The sequence below is a fragment of the Paraburkholderia sp. Clong3 genome, from assembly GCF_050436485.1.
Taxonomy (GTDB): Bacteria; Pseudomonadota; Gammaproteobacteria; order Burkholderiales; family Burkholderiaceae; genus Paraburkholderia; species Paraburkholderia tuberum.
Genome location: NZ_JBNDMH010000003.1, coordinates 420,608 through 436,936, shown reverse-complemented (window position 1 = coordinate 436,936; position 16,329 = coordinate 420,608). Strand labels below are relative to the sequence as shown.

The following is a 16,329-nucleotide window of genomic DNA, read 5'->3' as shown; positions in this document are numbered from 1 at the left end:
GTGTCTCGTTTCGTCCTTATGGGTCGCCTGTCGGGCGCGGCTCAGGCCAGCGTTCCCGCTTCTTTCAACTCGCCAATGCGGCCCGGTTCGAGCCATGCCGCCAGCGCGGCGTCGATCGTGGTCGCGTCGGGTGCCTCGGGCGCCGTCGGCTTCGCGGGCACCGTGGCGGAGAAGCGCGGCGCCGGCGCGGGCTGCACGATGCCGTCCACTTCGATGAACGTGCCCCGCGCCTTCAGATGCGCATGCCCGGGTGCCTCGGTCCACGACAGAACCGGTGCGAAGCACGCGTCCGTGTGTTCGAGCAAGGTGGTCCATTGCTCGCGTGTGCGTCGCTTGAATTTCAGCGCGAACAGTGCGCGCGCGGCGGGCCAGTTGCTGGCGTCGAGCTGCGTACCCAGGGTTTGCGGATCGATGTCGAGCAGGCGGAGGAGTTCGAGATAGAACTTGTCCTCGATGGGGCCGACCGTAATCCACTTGCCGTCCGCGCATTCATAAACGTCGTAGAAGTGCGATCCCGAATCCGTGATATTCGTCCCGCGCCCGTCGCGCCAGATGCCGGCAGCCTGCATGCCGAAGAACGTGGTAGCAAGGTTGGCCGTGCCGTCGACGATCGCGGCATCCACGATCTGTCCCGCGCCGCCGTTGCGCGCATGCAGGATCGCCGACAGGAGCCCCATTGCAAGGTACAGCGAACCGCCCGCATAGTCGCCGATCAGATTCAGCGGTATCGACGGCGGCTGATCGCGGCGGCCAATTGCGTTGAGGACGCCGGTGATCGCGATGTAGTTCAGGTCATGCCCGGCGTACTGCGCGAGCGGACCTTCCTGGCCCCATCCCGTGATGCGCCCGTAAGCGAGCTTCGGATTGCGTTCGAGGCAGGCCTGCGGACCCAGCCCGAGTCGCTCGGTCACGCCGGGTCGGAAACCTTCTATCAGGGCATCGGCGCGCTCCACCAGCGTGAGCACGAGTTCGACGGCCTCCGGGTCTTTCAGGTCGAGCGCAATCGTCTTTCGGTTGCGCAGCAACAGGTTGTAGCGCAGTGGACGCTCGATACCGAGCTTGACCGGCCGGCGACGTTCGATGCGCAACACCGTCGCACCCAGATCGGCGAGCAGCATCGCCGCCATGGGCCCCGGGCCGATGCCGGCCAGCTCGATGATTCGAACTCCTGCAAGCGGACCCATGGTTCAACCCTTGCGAGCGTGGGCGCGCATGGCGTCCCATTGCTCGTCGGTCCAGTCCTGCATCGCGCGGAAGGTCGGGCCGCCCACCCCCTGCATCCAGCGGCCGCCGTCGATCACGATCATGTCGCCGGTGATGTAGCCGGAGCCATTGGACGCCAGATAAGCGTAGAGATTGGCAAGTTCCGCGTGATCGCCGAAGCGCCTCAGCGGCACCGAGCGCTCCTGCGGCTCGACCTGCGAGCCCGGCGGGTACAACTGCTCCCATGCGCCCGGCGTCGGGAACAGTCCGGGCGCCACCGCGTTCAGGCGAATGCCCTTCGGGCCCCACTCGACCGCAAGGCTGCGGGTCATGGCGAGAATACCCGCCTTCGCGGCCGCGGACGGCACGGTAAAGGCCGAGCCGGTCATCGTGGGCGTCGATACGGTACTGATCACGTTGCCCGGCTGACCCGCGTCGATCCAGCGCTTGCCCGCCGCGATCGTGCAATAGAAGCTGCCGTGCAGCACGATGTCGAGCACCGCATCCACCGCGCGCGCCGACAGGCTTTCCGTGCGCGCGATGAAGTTGGCCGCCGCGTTGTTCAGCAATACGTCGAGCGGACCATCGCGCCAGATGGTCTCCATCATCGACTCGACGGACTCGGCGCTGCGCACGTCCGCCTGCACCGTCGTGACACGCGCGCCAGGCACGACGCCGCGAAACTCGTCGGCCGTTGCGTCCAGCACTTCCTTGCGGCGACCGCAGATGACGAGATCGGCGCCCAGTTCGAGGTAGCGCAGGCCGATACTCTTACCAAGGCCGGTGCCTCCCCCGGTGATGAGGATTCTTTTGTTCTTCAGCAGGTCAGGCGTAAACATATGCGTTGAACTTCCAGTAGAGACAGCAACGGAGAATGGCGGCGTCAGGCACCCGTGAAAACCGGCTTGCGTTTTTCCATGAAGGCCGTCACCGCCTCCGCGTGGTCGCTCGTTTGACGGGTCAGCGGATTGAGGTCAGTTTCGAGGCGGCATGCGTCTTCGATCGAATTGCCCGCATTGACGAGGCTCGCCTTCAGGAGCGCCAGCGTCACTGGCGGATAGTTCGCGAAGCGCGCCGCGGCCTCGATCGCCGCATCGAGCGCGCCGCCGCTCGCGACCACCTCGCTGACCAGGCCGATGCGGCGCGCCGTGGCCGCGTCGATGACATCGCCTTTCAGCATCAACTCACGCGCCTTGCTGCCGCCGACCTTTTGCGGCAGCGTCCATAGAATTCCAGTGTCGGGAAGCAGTCCGACCTTGCCGAACGCACATGAGTACTTCGCGGTATCGGCACCGACCACGACATCGCATGCAGCCGCCAGCGACAGCCCCGCTCCATAGCACGTGCCCTCCACCGCCGCGACGACCGGCTTCGTGCCCGTATAAATCAGCTTGAACAGACGCACGCCCACCGCGATACGCTCACGAAGCGCCAGCAACTGTAGAGTGGTCGCGTGCATTTCGGACAGGTCGCCGCCCGCGCAAAAATGGCCGCCCGCGCCTGTCAGCACAATGGCGCGCGTTTGCGGATCGTCGTGCATTAGCCGGTGCAAGACCTCGGTCAGCGCAACGCGCATCCTCATGGAGAACGCGTTGCGGCGCTCGGGATAGTTCATCGTGACAATGCTCACGTCGCCTTGACGGCGCACCTGCACGATCTCGTCGGCGCCCGCGGCATTTTCCTTCTGCTCGATACTCATCGCGTTGCTCCCCGCGCTCACTCACCTGTGAAGACCGGTTCGGTCTTTTCCATAAACGCCTTACAGGCAGCCTGATGGTCTTTCGACTGACGCAGGATGGGCTGATAGTCGATCTCGGCTCGCAGCGCGCCTTCCATGGTCGTCGCGGCGTTGGTCAGCGCGTCCTTCAGCAGCGCCACGCCGAGCGGCGGCAAGTCGGCAAGACCGCGCGCAACTTCGATTGCCTTTGCGCGCGCAGTACCCGGCCCGACGACTTCGTTGGCAAGGTGAATCGTGCCGGCCTTGTCGCCGTCGATTTCAGTGGCGAGCGAGAGCATCTCCCTCGCGCGAGCCATCCCGATGCGCTTCGGAAGCGTCCACAGAATACCGGTGTCCGGAATCAGGCCGACGCGCAGAAACGCCGCGCAAAAGCGTGCATTCGATGCAGCCACGACATAGTCGGTCGCGACCGCGAGCGACAGCCCGGCGCCGAAGGCTACGCCTTCCACGGCCGCCACGACCGGCTTGGGTCCCGCCTGCATTTCACGCACTACCACGCACGACTCCGCCAGAATCTCGCGGCTTTGCAGGATCGTGCGCTTCGTCATCTCGGAGATGTCGGCGCCGGCGCAAAAGTGCTCGCCCGCGCCCGTCAGGACGATTGCCCGCGAGTCCGGATCGTCCACCATCAGCCGATGCATCGTGTCGCGCAACAACTGACGCATCTGACGTCCCATCGCGTTGCGGCGTCGGGGATTGTTTAGCGTCACGATCGCGACCGGTCCCTCACGGGTCACCTCGATCAGCGACGTCGTATCGTTTTCTGCCGCTTCTTTTTCGCTCATGTTGGCTTCCTTCAGTCGGCCACGAACACCGGCTTGCGCTTTTCCATGAAGGCGCGCACGGCCTCCTGGTGTTCGCGGCTGCGGCGCAGGATGGGCTGCAGGTTGACTTCCGCTTCGATGGCGTCGTCGAGCGTACGGATGCCCGTGGCGAGCGCGGCCTTCAGGTGCGCGGTGGCCACCGAGGGCAGTTCCGCGTACTGTTGCGCCACCTTCGAGGCCGCGTTCAGCGCCTCGCCGGGCTCGACGACCTGATTGGCAAAACCGGTCTCGCCCGCTTCGACGCCGTTGAACTCCCGGGCACTCAGCATGAGCTCGCGTGCAAGGCCGCCGCCCACGCGCTGCGACAACGACCAATAGAGCCCCGTATCGGGCAGCAGCCCGACCTTGACGAACGCGCTCGCATAGCGCGCGGCCGATGACGTGACGACGTAATCGCAAGCGGCGGCGAGCGACAGACCAGCGCCAAACGCAAACCCTTCGACGGCGGCGACGATCGCTTTCGGGCCTTCCACCATCAGTCTGAATATATCGAGCGGCAGTTCATTGCGCTGTCGATATTCGAGCACCTTGCGCGTCTGCATCTCCGAGATGTCCCCACCCGCGCAAAACGTATTGCCCGCGCCGGTCAGTACGATCGCACGGCAGGCTTCCTCGTGATGCATCAGGCGATAAAGCTGCGCGTACAACGTCTCGCGCATCTTTAGCGAAAACGCGTTTCGCCGTTGGGGATAGTTCAATGTGACGATCGCGATTGCACCGTCTTGCCGGACCTGTACGATCTCTGCTGCATCGTTGCTGGTCTCTTCGCTCATCTGTCCGTCTCCTGTCGATCGGGGTTGGCGCTTTAGCGCTTACTCCGATCCCATGCAAAGCTGTTGACAGTGACCCTGGCGGGCGGCGTGTCTCACAGCGTGTCTTTACAGGGTTTCCTGCGTCCCGAGAATCACCGTGGCCTGGCTCGAGAGCACACCACCGTTACCGTGCGCGATCGCCAGTTTCGCACCGGGTATCTGGCGCTCACCAGCGCGGCCCGTCAATTGCCGCATCGATTCTTCCATCAGGAACAGCCCATACATGCCGGGGTGAACGCACGACAAACCGCCGCCGTTCGTGTTGACCGGGAGCCGGCCGCCCGGCGCGATGCCGCCGTCCGCAACGAAGCGGCCGCCTTCGCCTTTAGGGCAAAAGCCGAGGTCTTCGAGAAACAGAATGGTGTTGATCGTGAAGGCGTCGTACAGCATCGCGACGTCGATATCGTTCGCCTTCACGCCCGCCATTTGATACGCACGCCTGCCCGATTCCGCTGCGGCAGTCACCGTGAGATCCGGCATGCTCGCGATTTCGCGGTGCGAAGTGGCCGAAGCCGCGCCGAGCAGATACACCGGCTTGTCGGTGAGATCACGCGCTCGATCGGCGCGCACCATGACGATCGCTGCCGCGCCATCCGTCACGAGGCAGCAATCGCGCACGGAAAGCGGATCCGACACGAGGCGCGCGCCCATCACGTCGTCGATCGACATGGGCGTGCGCATATACGCATCCGGATTCAGTTGCGCCCACTTGCGCGCGGCGACGGCCACCTCGGCCAGATGCTCACGCTTCGTGCCGTATTGATGCATATGACGCGCCGCCGCAAGCGCATACGACGACACCGGATTCATCGGCTTATACGGGCTCTCCCACGGCGAAGGACGCGACGACTGCACGAGCTTGCCCGCCGCGCTGCGCTGATTGCTCCCATATGCAATCAAGGCAACCTCGATCTGTCCCGTACACAACGCCATGGCCGCCGTGTGCGCGTAGATTTCGAACGCCGATCCGCCGCTTCGGTTGTTGTCGGTGAACTTCGGGTTAATACCGAGGTATTCGGCAAACGTGAGACCCGACAGCATGTCGTCCGGCGTGCACACGAAAAGGCCGTCTACATCGCCAGGCGTAAGTCCCACCTGGGCGAGCGCGTCAACGGACGCACGCGCAGCAAGGTCCAGCGACGACAAGCCAGGTGCTTCCCCCATCCCATAGGTGGCGCCTGCCACCAGTGCGGTACGCCCGCGCAAGTTGAATTCCATTCGATCTACCTTTCATCGGTGTGACCGGCTGATGACGGCCGGCTGCGGGTTAGCGGGCGTCAGGCTGGTTCGAACACAAGCAATGCCGCATCCCCTCGGTACACGATCTTCGCCTGCACCGGCATGCCAATGCGCACGGCCTCAGGCTCGATGCCCTCCACACAACTCAGCATGCGCACACCTTCTTCCAGATCGATCACTGCGACGTTGTAGCTGGGCGTGGGCGATTTCTGGCGCACCACGGTAGTGGAATAAACCGTGCCCTTCCCGCAGGCTTCGACCCACTCCAGATCGCGCATCCCGGTAACCGGCTCAGCCACCCGCGGGTAGAAGACATAGCGGCCGCTGCCGCGGCTGCGCTGGATCATCAAGCGGCCCTCGGCCAGGAATTTCTGATAATCGACTTCAGGACAAAGAGAGTCCATTCCCCGCTCCTTCAAATCGTTTTGCCATGGGCTCACGCCGAATCGAGCCGCTCTGTCGGGCCAAAATGGAACCAATAACCGAACACTGTTCCAAATCTTAAACGCACTGGGAGCGCGCTGTCAACGGCGGGAAAGCCCTGCCGTGCCCCGCCGCGCAAGGCTGAAACTACATCCCGACCAAATTCCCGACGCACCTCGGACAAACCCGCGGGAGCCGCGTTTCAGCGCTTGACGATCACCTGGCCCTTCGTTTACTTTATCGAACATTGTTCATAAACGTGAAGACTTCGAATGTGATCAGGAAGTGGCCGGCGGGGGCGACGGATCCCCACTCCGGAGACGAATCCGGGGGCCGGCCCGAAAAAACCGTTGGCAAGAGAGCTCGAAGTGACATACGAACTAACAGACGACCAGCTTCAGATCCGCGACCTCATCCGTCGCGTCGCACGGGAGCGCGTGGCGCCGCGGGCCGACGAGATCGACCGTACGGCCGGGTATCCGCACGACATGTACGCACTGCTCAAGGAGCTTGGCCTCTTCACGTTGCCGTTTCCTGAAGCGTACGGCGGCGCCGCGAGTTTGATGTCGGCGTGCATCGCCGTCGAGGAGTTCGGGCGGGTTTGCTACAACACGGGCTATCTGCTGGTCGTGCAATGGACACCGTTCGGAGCCATTCTTGAAGGCGGCACGGAAGAGCAGAAGGCCCGCCTTCTGCCGGGGCTCGCCTCCGGTGACTTACGCGGTGCTCTCTCCATTACCGAAGCGCAAAGCGGCTCCGACGTTTCGGGCATTCGCACGACAGCGCGCCGCAAGAACGGCGGCTATGTGCTCAACGGCTCCAAGATCTGGTGCACGAATTCGCATATCGCGGACTTCATTCTCGTCGCCGCCAGGACGCTCGACGAGGAAGGACAGGCGCTGGGGATCAATCTTTTCATCGTCGATCGCAACACGCCGGGCCTGACGATCGGCAACGAAGAAGACAAGATGGGCGCGCGCGGCGTGGCGTCGTGCCCCCTTTATTTCGACGATGCCTTGATCCGCGCGGAAGACCGTCTCGGGCCGGAAGGCGGCCAGGGGTTCAAGGTGGCAATGGAGGCGCTCAACACGAGCCGTCCCATCGTGGCCGCGCGCGCGGTTGGCATCGCGCAGGGCGCGATCGATCACACCGTCAAATTCATTCAGGACCGCGTTGCATTCGGCCAGAGCATCAGCAACTTTCAGGGTGTGCGCTGGATGATCGCTGACATGGTCACCCAGACCGAGGCCGCGCGCCAACTCGTCTATCGCACGGCGTCGCTCGTCGATGCGGGCGTTAGCGGCCGTGAACTCGCCCCAATGGCGGCGATGGCGAAGATGTTCGCGTCGGATGTCGCCATGAAGGTCGCGACCGATGCCGTGCAGCTATTCGGCGCCGCAGGCATCTCCAACGAGTACCCGATCAACCGTTATTTCCGCGACGCGAAGGTGGTGCAGATCATCGAAGGGACCAACCAGATCCAACGCAACATCGTCGCGGACAGCGTGCTAGGCCGCATCAGGAAGAACTGACAACGACAGCTCAGCTAACAGCCGAGCCGACAACGACAGAGGACAGGCAATGGAAGAAATCGAAACGGTTGGTCTGGGAATTCACTGGGAGGACCTGCCCGTTGGACGCAAGTTCAAGACCGTGGGCCGCACGGTGACCGAAACGGATGTCGTGAATTTTGTTTCGGTGACCGGCATGCTGGAAGTTCTGTTCACCAACACCGAGTTTCTTCGCGAGCAGTCGGCCATCAAGGGGCGCGTCGCGCCGGGCGCGCTGGTCTTCACGCTGATGGAAGGGCTGCTCACGCAGGCCACCATGCAGGGCGTCGGCTTCGCGTTCCTCAACATGGAACTCGACATCAAAGGCCCGACCTATGTGGGCGACACGATTCACGTGGAATGCGAGGTGATCGAATGCAGGCCTAGCAAGGGGCGCCCCGGACTTGGGCTGGTGCGCACCCGCAACCGCGTGATCAGGCAGGACGGCACGGAAGTGATGGTGTACACGCCGCTCAGACTCGTTAAAGGCAAGGAGTACAAGGCCTGAGCATGGAAAATCCCCAACAACCCCTCGAACCGGCGACCGGCCCGTTAGCCGGTGTCCGCGTGATCGACCTGACCATCAACGTGCTCGGTCCGGTCGCCACGCAGCTACTCGGCGACATGGGCGCGGACGTCATCAAGATCGAACCGCCCGAAGGCGACCAGAACCGCAAGAATGGCCCTGGCCGCAATCCCGACATGGCCGTGTTCTATACGATCATGAACCGCAACAAGCGCAGCGTGATCCTGAACCTGAAGCAGGCCGAATGCCGCGAAGCGCTGCTCAAGCTCGTCGAGACCGCCGACGTCATCGTGCACAGCATGCGCCCGAGTGCCGCCGAGCGCCTCGGCATCGACTATGAAACCGTGCGGGCGCGCAACCCACGCATCGTGTACGCGTCGGGTGCCGGCTATCGAATCGACGGACCCTACAAGGACCGCCCCGCTTTCGACGACGTGATTCAGGGCGAAACCGGCATTGCCGCGATGAACCGCGACGCGGACGGCTCGCCGCGGTACTTCCCCACCGTGATCGTCGACAAGTTCTGCGGCTACGTGCTGGCGTCGTCGATCGGCATGGCGCTCTATCACCGCGAGCGGACCGGTGTCGGCCAACTCGTCCATGTGCCGATGTTCGAAACGATGCTGCAATTCAATCTCTTCGAGCATCTTTGGGAAGGTGCGCTGGGCTCCAATGACGGAACCGGCCTGGGCTATCCGCGCATGTTCTCGCCGCACCGCCGGCCCTACGCGACAAAAGACGGGCATATCTGCCTGCTCGCCGTGAATAACGAGCAATGGCGCCGCGTGCTGTGCGCAATCGATGCAGCGCATCTGCTCGACGACCCGCGCTTTCACCACATGGCCGAGCGTATGCGCAACATCAGCGAGCTGTATCGCATCGTCGGCGACGCCATCCGCAACAAGACGACTGCGGAATGGAATGCGATCTTCGCCTCGGCAGACGTGCCGCACGGTCCCGTGCGCGACCTGAAAGACCTGATGCACGACGCGTACATCAAGGAGACCGGGTTCTTCCAGCGCTTCGAGCACCCGACCGAAGGCGACATGGTCATGACCTCGATACCGGTGCACTTCTCCGAGTCGCCCGGCAACGTTCGCTATCTGCCGCCGAATCTCGGCGAGCACAGCATCCAGGTTCTGGTCGAAGCGGGATATAGCGCGGACGAAGCGAGCGCGCTCCTCGCCCGGGCCACAGGAAGGGGCGAAGCCGTATCGGAAGCGCTGAGCAAGGATTAACTGGCGCGACAGCGCCTCGCACATCACGGAGGGAATCAATGAAGGGGCTCAAGGAGAAGGTCGTCGTCGTCACTGGCGCGGCAGGTGGGATCGGAACCGCCATCAGCAGACGATTCGGCGACGAAGGTTCGACCGTCGCGTTGTTCGACCTGAACGAAGAAGGCGCCGTGCGTGTCGCGGCGGAAATCGAGGCGGCGGGCGGCAAGGCGCGAGCCTACCGCGTCGACATCACGGATCACGAAGGTGTGCATGCCGCGGTGGCGAGAGTCGAGGAAGAACTGGGACCGATCGAGGTTCTCGTGAACAACGCCGGCTGGGACATGGGTGCGTTCTTCCTGCAAACCGAGAAACCGTTCTGGGACAAGGTGGTGGCAATCAATCTGTACGGACCGCTGAACATGCACCATGCCGTGCTGCGACGGATGGCCGAACGCGGCCGTGGCCGCGTCGTCAACATCTCGTCGGATGCGGGACGCGTGGGCTCCTCGATGGAAGCGGTGTACTCGTTCTGCAAAGGCGGCCTCATCGCCTTCACGAAGACGATGGCACGCGAAATGGCCCGCCAGATGATTCCCGTCAACGTCGTTTGCCCCGGCCCGACCGCGACCCCGCTTCTCGACAACCTCGCGCAGGGCGAGAAAGGCGAGCGCATCAAGGCCGCCCTCGTGAAGGCCGTGCCGTTCGGCCGCATGGGCGAACCTGGCGACATCCCGGGCGTGGTGGCCTTTCTCGCGAGTGACGACGCCGCGTTCATCAGCGGTCAGGTCATCAGCGTGTCGGGCGGTCTGACAATGGCCGGATAAACGGCTCCGCGAACGCAATCAACCAACAACATTGGAATACGACATGGAATTCAAGGACATCGGCTATCAGGAGGCGGACGGGGTCGCGACGATCACCATCAATCGCCCGAAGGTGTACAACGCATTCAGCGCCAATACCGTTGAGGAGCTCATCAAGGCCTTCGGCCTCGCGGGATGGAACAAGGATATCGGCGTCGTGGTGCTCACGGGCGCCGGCGACAAGGCGTTCTGCACCGGCGGCGACCAGTCCGGCGACGGCTACAACGGGCGCGGCACCGTCGGTCTGCCGATCGAGGAACTGCAAAGCATCATCCGCGACATTCCGAAGCCCGTGATCGCACGCGTGAACGGCTATGCAATCGGCGGCGGCAACGTGCTGGTGACGCTCTGCGATCTCGCCATCGCTGCCGAGACCGCGGTCTTCGGTCAGGTCGGCCCGAAGGTCGGGTCGGTCGATCCGGGCTTCGGCACCGCCTACCTCGCGCGCATCGTCGGCGAGAAGCGCGCGCGCGAAATCTGGTACCTGTGCCGCAAATACAGCGCGAAACAGGCGCTCGACTGGGGTCTCATCAACGCCGTCGTGCCCGCGGAACAACTCGACGCCGAAACGAAGAAGTGGTGCGACGAGATTCTGCAGATGAGCCCCACCGCTATTGCGCTCGCAAAGCGCTCGTTCAATATCGATACCGAGAACATCCGCGGCATCGGCGCGTTCGCGATGCAGGCGCTTGCGATGTACTACGACACCGACGAATCGAAGGAAGGCGGCAATGCGTTCCGCGAAAAGCGCAAGCCGGAGTTTCGCAAGTACGTGAAGTGACCGGCGGAAATGCCGGCAGGGCGACGCTCAGCTTCGGCGTCGCCCTTTGCGCATACGCGCGCCGAAGTTCAGTATTTGCGGAAGTTCACGCCGACACGCGTGCCAAGCCCCGGGAGCCGGTTGATGGGGCGGCTGCCATGCTCCGGGGCGGCTTCGCCCCATGCGAACCACACGTCAGGCTCGCGCGCATCGCCCACGCGCCGCCAGCGGCCGTCCACCTGCGGATTCTTGAGCGTCCCGAGACCGACCAGACGCCCGCGCGGATCGGGCATGAACTCCCACTCTTCGCCGAACGCTGAGTAACGGATGCCTTCCTGCCAATACCCATTCGCGCCGAAATCGATGGTGCCCGTCACGTCATAGGTAAAGCGCACCTCGCCCTTCTCGTTGCCGAGAATCGCGAAGCCGAACATGTCGTTACCTAGCGTGAAGTGCCCGAAGTCGATGCTGCCGTCCTTATAACGCGTCGCCCACGTGTACCAGACGAGTTCCAGCTTCTCCTGCACCAGCGCATCTTTCGTCTTGTAGATCTCGCCGCCCTCGTACATATGGATCGGATCGAAGCCGATCATGCCGCGTACCGTCTTTCCGAGTATCGTCCCTTCCATCTCGAAGATGTTCGCGACGTAGTACATGCCCGCGTCGCGGCCCGGCAGATACCAGTGCATGCCGGGCTTGACGAGCTTGCCCTTGATATCCATGCCGTTCTCTTCGTACCAGCTGCAATCCTCGGGCGTCCAGGTGACGTGAAAGCGATTGCCGGGCGCCTGCGGATGGCTTCGCCAGTGGATGCGCTCCTCTTCGAGCGTTCTTGCGAATCCATCGTTCGGCACCGATTCCTTGCCTACCGGATGCATATGCATGCCGTCGTCGTGGCCGAGCGTCGTGCACAGGTAGAAACGCCGCCGCGTGTCCTTCGCGTCGGTCCGCAGGCCAGCGGGAATCCGCCGCATCGGGCAATAGATCTCGCCATCCTCGTCGCGCAGCGTTCCCCACAGGTAGAGCGCTTCGGGCGGCATGCCGAAGTAGGCGCGGTTGGACAGCATGTCCTCGATGGTGGGCTCGAAGGCGCTGACAAGAGGCTGCCAGCCAAAGTCGCCGCGGCGCGGCATGGATAGTTTGGTGTCGCTCATGGTCGTTACACCCGTCACGATGGTGAAGTGGTTGGAGCGGCTCACTATAGGTATCCTCGCGCGTGGCTGAAAACCGGTCGATCCGCTCGTCTGCCCACGAGCACGCCCGGCGCGCGATCAGCACAGGGGCACAGGAGCTAACGTATTGATTTACCGGTTTTCTCTCCGGTCCGGAAACCCGCGCTGCCTGCGCGCACGAAAGCTTCGTTACACGTAACGATCATGTGCGATATATTGAACGACGTTCGCATTTAATACTGAACCCGGACATGCCAAAGTCGTCTGCCGAACGCGTCGCCGCTTATCGCACCCGCAAGAAGGCCGAAGGCATGGTGAGCCTGACACTGGTCGTCCCGGCAGCCGACGTCGCCCTCTTCAGCCAGTTCGCCGCGCAACGCCGCGAAAAGCTGCGCGACAACATGCATCCTGGCCAAGCCCCGCGCCAGCAGTGGCTCTCGATGCTGGCCGCGATGACGCCTGCGCTGCCCCAAACTGCCGAGTCGCGCCGCAAGCGCAATGCGATCGGCGCACCGATCACGCGCGCGCAGACGCTCTTCATGGCGCTGCTGAAGCACATCATCGATCTGGGATGGCCGGCAGGACTACCGCTCGGCTCCGAGCAGGAATTGATGAAGGTCCATGGAGTAAGTCGCGCTGCGTTGCGCGGAGCGATCCGCTTGCTCGAGCACCACTGCATCGTGAGGGTGCAGCGCGGCACCGGAGGCGGCGTGATCGTCGCCCAGCCGGACCTGAGCGCGACGATGCAGGCAGTCAGCGTCTATCTGGAGTATGCGGGCATCGCGCCGCGCGATATTCTCGCGACGCGCCGCACGCTCGAACTGGCCGTCCTGGATCTCGTCATCGAACGGCTCGACCATGAAGGTGAGCGACGCGTGCACGACCAGGTTCAGGCCGAGGCGCAACTCGACGGCCGTGCCGGCGCCGATGAGTTGCTGCGATTTCATTTCCTGCTCGCTGAACTTTGCGGCGATCCCGCACTGTGTCTCTTCGACGGCATCGTCCTGCAACTTGCCGATGCGCATTCCACGTTTCATCGGCGCAGCCGAACGGACCGCGACCGCGTCGTGGCGAGGATCAAGGAATACCATCGCGAGATCGCGCGCGCGATCATTGCCCGCGATAAAGAGCAGGCTCGCAGGCAAATGGCCGACTACATCGCGGGGATCAGGACGTGGCTGGAGTAGCGGCCGCGCTGCACTTGCCTGTCCGCCTCAACCCTCCTGCAGGTCAGCGAAACGAGATCGTGTGGCCGCCATCCACTGCGATCGTCTGGCCGTTGATATAGCCGCCCGAACGCGATGCGAGCATCACGGCTAGCCCAGCGATCTCGTCGACCTCGCCGAAGCGCTGTGATGGATTGCGACCACGGTACCATTCGACCATCGCCTCGTCCTCCCATTGCGATCGCGCCATCTCGGTCTTGAAGGTGCCGGGCGCGATGCAATTGGCGGTGACGCCCTTTGCGGCGAATTCCATTGCGAGGTTTCTCACGAGCTGCATGTCGGCGGCTTTGGTGAGCCCGTAGGTTCCCGTCACGGCATCGCCGAACAGGCCAACCACGGATGCCACCGAAATAAAGCGCCCATAGCCACGCTCGATCATGCCGGGCACAGTCATCTGCGCGAGCCAGATATTGCTCTGGACGTTGACCTGCATGAACTTGTTGAACGTTTCGTCTTGCAGATCGAGTGCCGAGCCTATCCACGGATGAATCGCGGCATTGGCCATCACGATGTCGACCCTGCCCCACTCGCCGTTCGCCGCAGCCACGAGACCTTGCAATTCCGCTTTACGGCCTATGTTGCAGGCAAACGGCAAGGCCACCCGAGTTCCGATCTTTTCGTTGATGGCTTGCGCGGCAGTTTCGCAGGCGTCGGCGTTACGGCCGGAAACGACGACTTTGGCGCCATGTTCCGCCATGCCGAGCGCACTGGCATAGCCAATGCCGCGACTCGATCCGGTGACGATTGCGACCTTGTCCGTGAGGTCAAAAAGCGATGAGGGCATACGTACTCCACAAAAATGGAGGCTTGTCGATGAAAGCCCTCGCGTCGCGCGCGTCGCTCAGGCAAGCGATTATTTCCCCACCTGCCACGCCATGCCGCCGCTTTGCTTTCTTTGCGCCAATGCCGCCTTCTCGATCCGCAACGCCTCTTCCAGCGAAGCTAGCGCACCCTGATCGATCACGCGCTTGACCGTCGCGACGAGCTCGGGTCGGCGGCTCGCAATCGTCTTCGCTAGTGACGCTGCCCGCTCCATCAGTTGATCGTGGCTGACCACCTCGTTCGCGAGGCCGATGCGCAACGCGGTGGCCGCGTCAATCGGATCGCTCGTCAAGCTGAACTGCTTCGCCCACCGCGGACCCACGATATACGGCAACCTCGCGGTCATGCCGCCCCCCGCGAGCGCGCCGATTTTCGTGTGCGTGTCGGCAAAGCGCGCACGCTCGGACGCGATGATGAAATCGCACCCCATTGCAAGTTCCAGCCCGCCTGTAACGGCAGCGCCGTTGACCGCCGCGATTACCGGCTTGGTGAGGCGCGGCCACATATCGATCATGTCCGCGACCCGCGTGCGCGGCGCATCGGGCGCGGAAAAATCATTCAGGTCGAGCCCAGCACAAAAGGCCGGATCGGCGCCCGTCACGATCAGGACGCGCAGGCTTTGGTCCGCTTCGAAACGATGCATTGCGTCGATCAGCGCTTCGGTCAATGCGAGGTTCAGTGCGTTGCGGGCCGCGGGCCGGTTCAGTGTCAACATGAGAACCGTTCCGTCACTCTGCACGCCGAGCAGATCGGTTGCTTTTGCGTTCATGGCAATGCCTCGAAAGGGTTCACGCCGCCGCGACCATTGCCTCGTGCTGAATCTGGCGGGCGTAGCGATTCAGGTGATAGTCCGCGTTGCCGAACAATGCGTCGAGCACCAGATGACGGCGATAGTGATGGCCCACCTTGTATTCATCCGTGATGCCGTAGCCACCGTGCAACTGGATACCCTGTTGCGTGACGAACTTCGCGCCACGAGTGGTCTGTGCCTTGCAGCCCGAGATTTCGACGCTCCGGTTCTCCCTGTCCTCGCTGATAGCGAGCAACGCACGGTGCAGTGTTGCGCGCGCCTGCATCGCTTCGATCGCCATGTCGGCCATCCGGTGTTGCAGCGCCTGGAAGCTGCCAATCGCCACCCCGAACTGCTTGCGCGTTTTCAAGTACTCCGACGCGAGCTCGATAGCGTCTTCCATATCCCCCACCAGTTCGGCACAGATCGCAACGACCGCTTCGTCAACGGCGGCCTGCAGTCCTTCGAACGCTCGCCCAGCCTCACCCAGAACATTCGATTCTGCGACGATCACACCATCGAGCAGCAAGTCGGCAGATGGCGTGCCGTCGAGCAACGCGCAAGTCTTCAGCGTCACGCCTGCCTGCTTCGGATCGACGACGAAAACCCCGATGCCGTCCGTAGCATCGGCTGCACCCGCCGCGCGAGCGACGACGAGCAGACGGTCTGCAACGGGCGCTCCAACCACGAGCGTCTTATAGCCGTCCAGCCGCCACGACCCGTCCTCGGTCTTCTTCGCGGTGGCCGTCACGTAATGCACCTGACCCCGCGCTTCACGTTCACTTTGCGCGACTGCATAGACAGTCTCGCCCGAAACGATCTCGCCAAGTATCGCCTCGCGCTGCCCGTCTCGCCCGCAGCGCGTGACAAGCGACGCAGGAAACACACCACACATCACGTATGGCTCCAGCACCAGCGCGCGCCCGATCTGCTCGGCCACGATGGCGCTTTCGACTGACGAGAAACCGAGCCCGCCCAATTCATCCGGCACCGCGACACCGAGCCAACCCATTTCGCCGAAGGTACGCCACGTCTCGCGCGAAAATCCGCCTCCTTGCGAAGCAAGATTGCGACGATGTTCGAACGTATAGCTCTTTTGCAAGAAGCGTTGCGCGCTTTCCTGCAACATCCGCTGTTCGTCGCTCAACTCGAAGTCCATGCTGC

General features: G+C 63.1%; 17 protein-coding genes. 6 read left to right on the top strand and 11 right to left on the bottom strand.

Translation table 11 applies throughout. From position 1 onward, the window contains the following. Window positions 1-41 precede the first annotated feature (41 nt). From OKW30_RS25465 to OKW30_RS25435, 7 genes are all read right to left on the bottom strand, one after another. Window positions 42-1,184, bottom strand: coding sequence for a CaiB/BaiF CoA transferase family protein (locus OKW30_RS25465; RefSeq protein ID WP_429347938.1), 1,143 nt, complete (start codon window positions 1,182-1,184; stop codon window positions 42-44). 3 nt (window positions 1,185-1,187) lie between these two features. Then, entirely contained in the window at window positions 1,188-2,042 is an 855-nt protein-coding gene (locus OKW30_RS25460) for an SDR family oxidoreductase (protein ID WP_429292126.1), read from the bottom strand. A gap of 44 nt (window positions 2,043-2,086) precedes the next feature. Continuing rightward, complete coding sequence (locus OKW30_RS25455) at window positions 2,087-2,902, bottom strand: enoyl-CoA hydratase/isomerase family protein (protein WP_429347937.1); 816 nt, start codon at window positions 2,900-2,902, stop codon at window positions 2,087-2,089. A gap of 17 nt (window positions 2,903-2,919) precedes the next feature. After that, window positions 2,920-3,726, bottom strand: coding sequence for an enoyl-CoA hydratase/isomerase family protein (locus OKW30_RS25450; protein WP_429347936.1), 807 nt, complete (start codon window positions 3,724-3,726; stop codon window positions 2,920-2,922). Window positions 3,727-3,737: 11 nt separating this feature from the next. Then, window positions 3,738-4,538, bottom strand: coding sequence for an enoyl-CoA hydratase/isomerase family protein (locus tag OKW30_RS25445; protein WP_429347935.1), 801 nt, complete (start codon window positions 4,536-4,538; stop codon window positions 3,738-3,740). 105 nt (window positions 4,539-4,643) lie between these two features. Next, window positions 4,644-5,795, bottom strand: a complete 1,152-nt coding sequence (locus OKW30_RS25440) for a thiolase (RefSeq protein ID WP_429347934.1) — start codon at window positions 5,793-5,795, stop codon at window positions 4,644-4,646. Between the two features lie 59 nt (window positions 5,796-5,854). Continuing rightward, on the bottom strand, window positions 5,855-6,220 hold the full coding sequence (locus tag OKW30_RS25435; protein ID WP_018425526.1) for a Zn-ribbon domain-containing OB-fold protein: 366 nt from the start codon (window positions 6,218-6,220) through the stop codon (window positions 5,855-5,857). Between the two features lie 387 nt (window positions 6,221-6,607). Between OKW30_RS25435 and OKW30_RS25430 the strand changes: the two genes are divergently transcribed. Genes OKW30_RS25430 through OKW30_RS25410 form a run of 5 tightly spaced genes read left to right on the top strand, consistent with a single transcriptional unit; the run spans window position 6,608 to window position 11,176 of the window. Then, a complete protein-coding gene (locus tag OKW30_RS25430) occupies window positions 6,608-7,771 on the top strand; it encodes an acyl-CoA dehydrogenase family protein (RefSeq protein ID WP_429347933.1) in 1,164 nt (387 codons plus the stop codon). A gap of 49 nt (window positions 7,772-7,820) precedes the next feature. Next, on the top strand, window positions 7,821-8,297 hold the full coding sequence (locus OKW30_RS25425; protein WP_090808761.1) for a MaoC family dehydratase: 477 nt from the start codon (window positions 7,821-7,823) through the stop codon (window positions 8,295-8,297). Window positions 8,298-8,299: 2 nt separating this feature from the next. After that, window positions 8,300-9,553, top strand: a complete 1,254-nt coding sequence (locus tag OKW30_RS25420) for a CaiB/BaiF CoA transferase family protein (protein ID WP_184032199.1) — start codon at window positions 8,300-8,302, stop codon at window positions 9,551-9,553. 38 nt (window positions 9,554-9,591) lie between these two features. After that, entirely contained in the window at window positions 9,592-10,356 is a 765-nt protein-coding gene (locus OKW30_RS25415) for a glucose 1-dehydrogenase (RefSeq protein ID WP_018425530.1), read from the top strand. Between the two features lie 43 nt (window positions 10,357-10,399). Next, window positions 10,400-11,176, top strand: a complete 777-nt coding sequence (locus OKW30_RS25410) for an enoyl-CoA hydratase-related protein (RefSeq protein ID WP_184032198.1) — start codon at window positions 10,400-10,402, stop codon at window positions 11,174-11,176. Between the two features lie 68 nt (window positions 11,177-11,244). On the opposite strand, the gene OKW30_RS25405 is transcribed toward OKW30_RS25410, so the two are convergent. Beyond that, complete coding sequence (locus OKW30_RS25405; protein ID WP_429347932.1) at window positions 11,245-12,309, bottom strand: hypothetical protein; 1,065 nt, start codon at window positions 12,307-12,309, stop codon at window positions 11,245-11,247. Between the two features lie 269 nt (window positions 12,310-12,578). On the opposite strand from OKW30_RS25405, the gene OKW30_RS25400 reads away from it, so the two are divergent. After that, complete coding sequence (locus OKW30_RS25400; protein ID WP_184064270.1) at window positions 12,579-13,514, top strand: FadR/GntR family transcriptional regulator; 936 nt, start codon at window positions 12,579-12,581, stop codon at window positions 13,512-13,514. A 43-nt stretch (window positions 13,515-13,557) separates the two neighbouring features. Here OKW30_RS25400 and OKW30_RS25395 read toward each other — a convergent pair whose 3' ends face one another. The 3 genes from OKW30_RS25395 to OKW30_RS25385 all read right to left on the bottom strand — a co-directional run bounded on the left by OKW30_RS25395 (window position 13,558) and on the right by OKW30_RS25385 (window position 16,324). After that, a complete protein-coding gene (locus OKW30_RS25395) occupies window positions 13,558-14,337 on the bottom strand; it encodes an SDR family NAD(P)-dependent oxidoreductase (protein ID WP_184064267.1) in 780 nt (259 codons plus the stop codon). A 69-nt stretch (window positions 14,338-14,406) separates the two neighbouring features. After that, complete coding sequence (locus OKW30_RS25390; protein ID WP_429347931.1) at window positions 14,407-15,144, bottom strand: enoyl-CoA hydratase; 738 nt, start codon at window positions 15,142-15,144, stop codon at window positions 14,407-14,409. A gap of 19 nt (window positions 15,145-15,163) precedes the next feature. Further along, complete coding sequence (locus OKW30_RS25385) at window positions 15,164-16,324, bottom strand: acyl-CoA dehydrogenase family protein (protein WP_184064261.1); 1,161 nt, start codon at window positions 16,322-16,324, stop codon at window positions 15,164-15,166. Window positions 16,325-16,329: the final 5 nt, after the last annotated feature.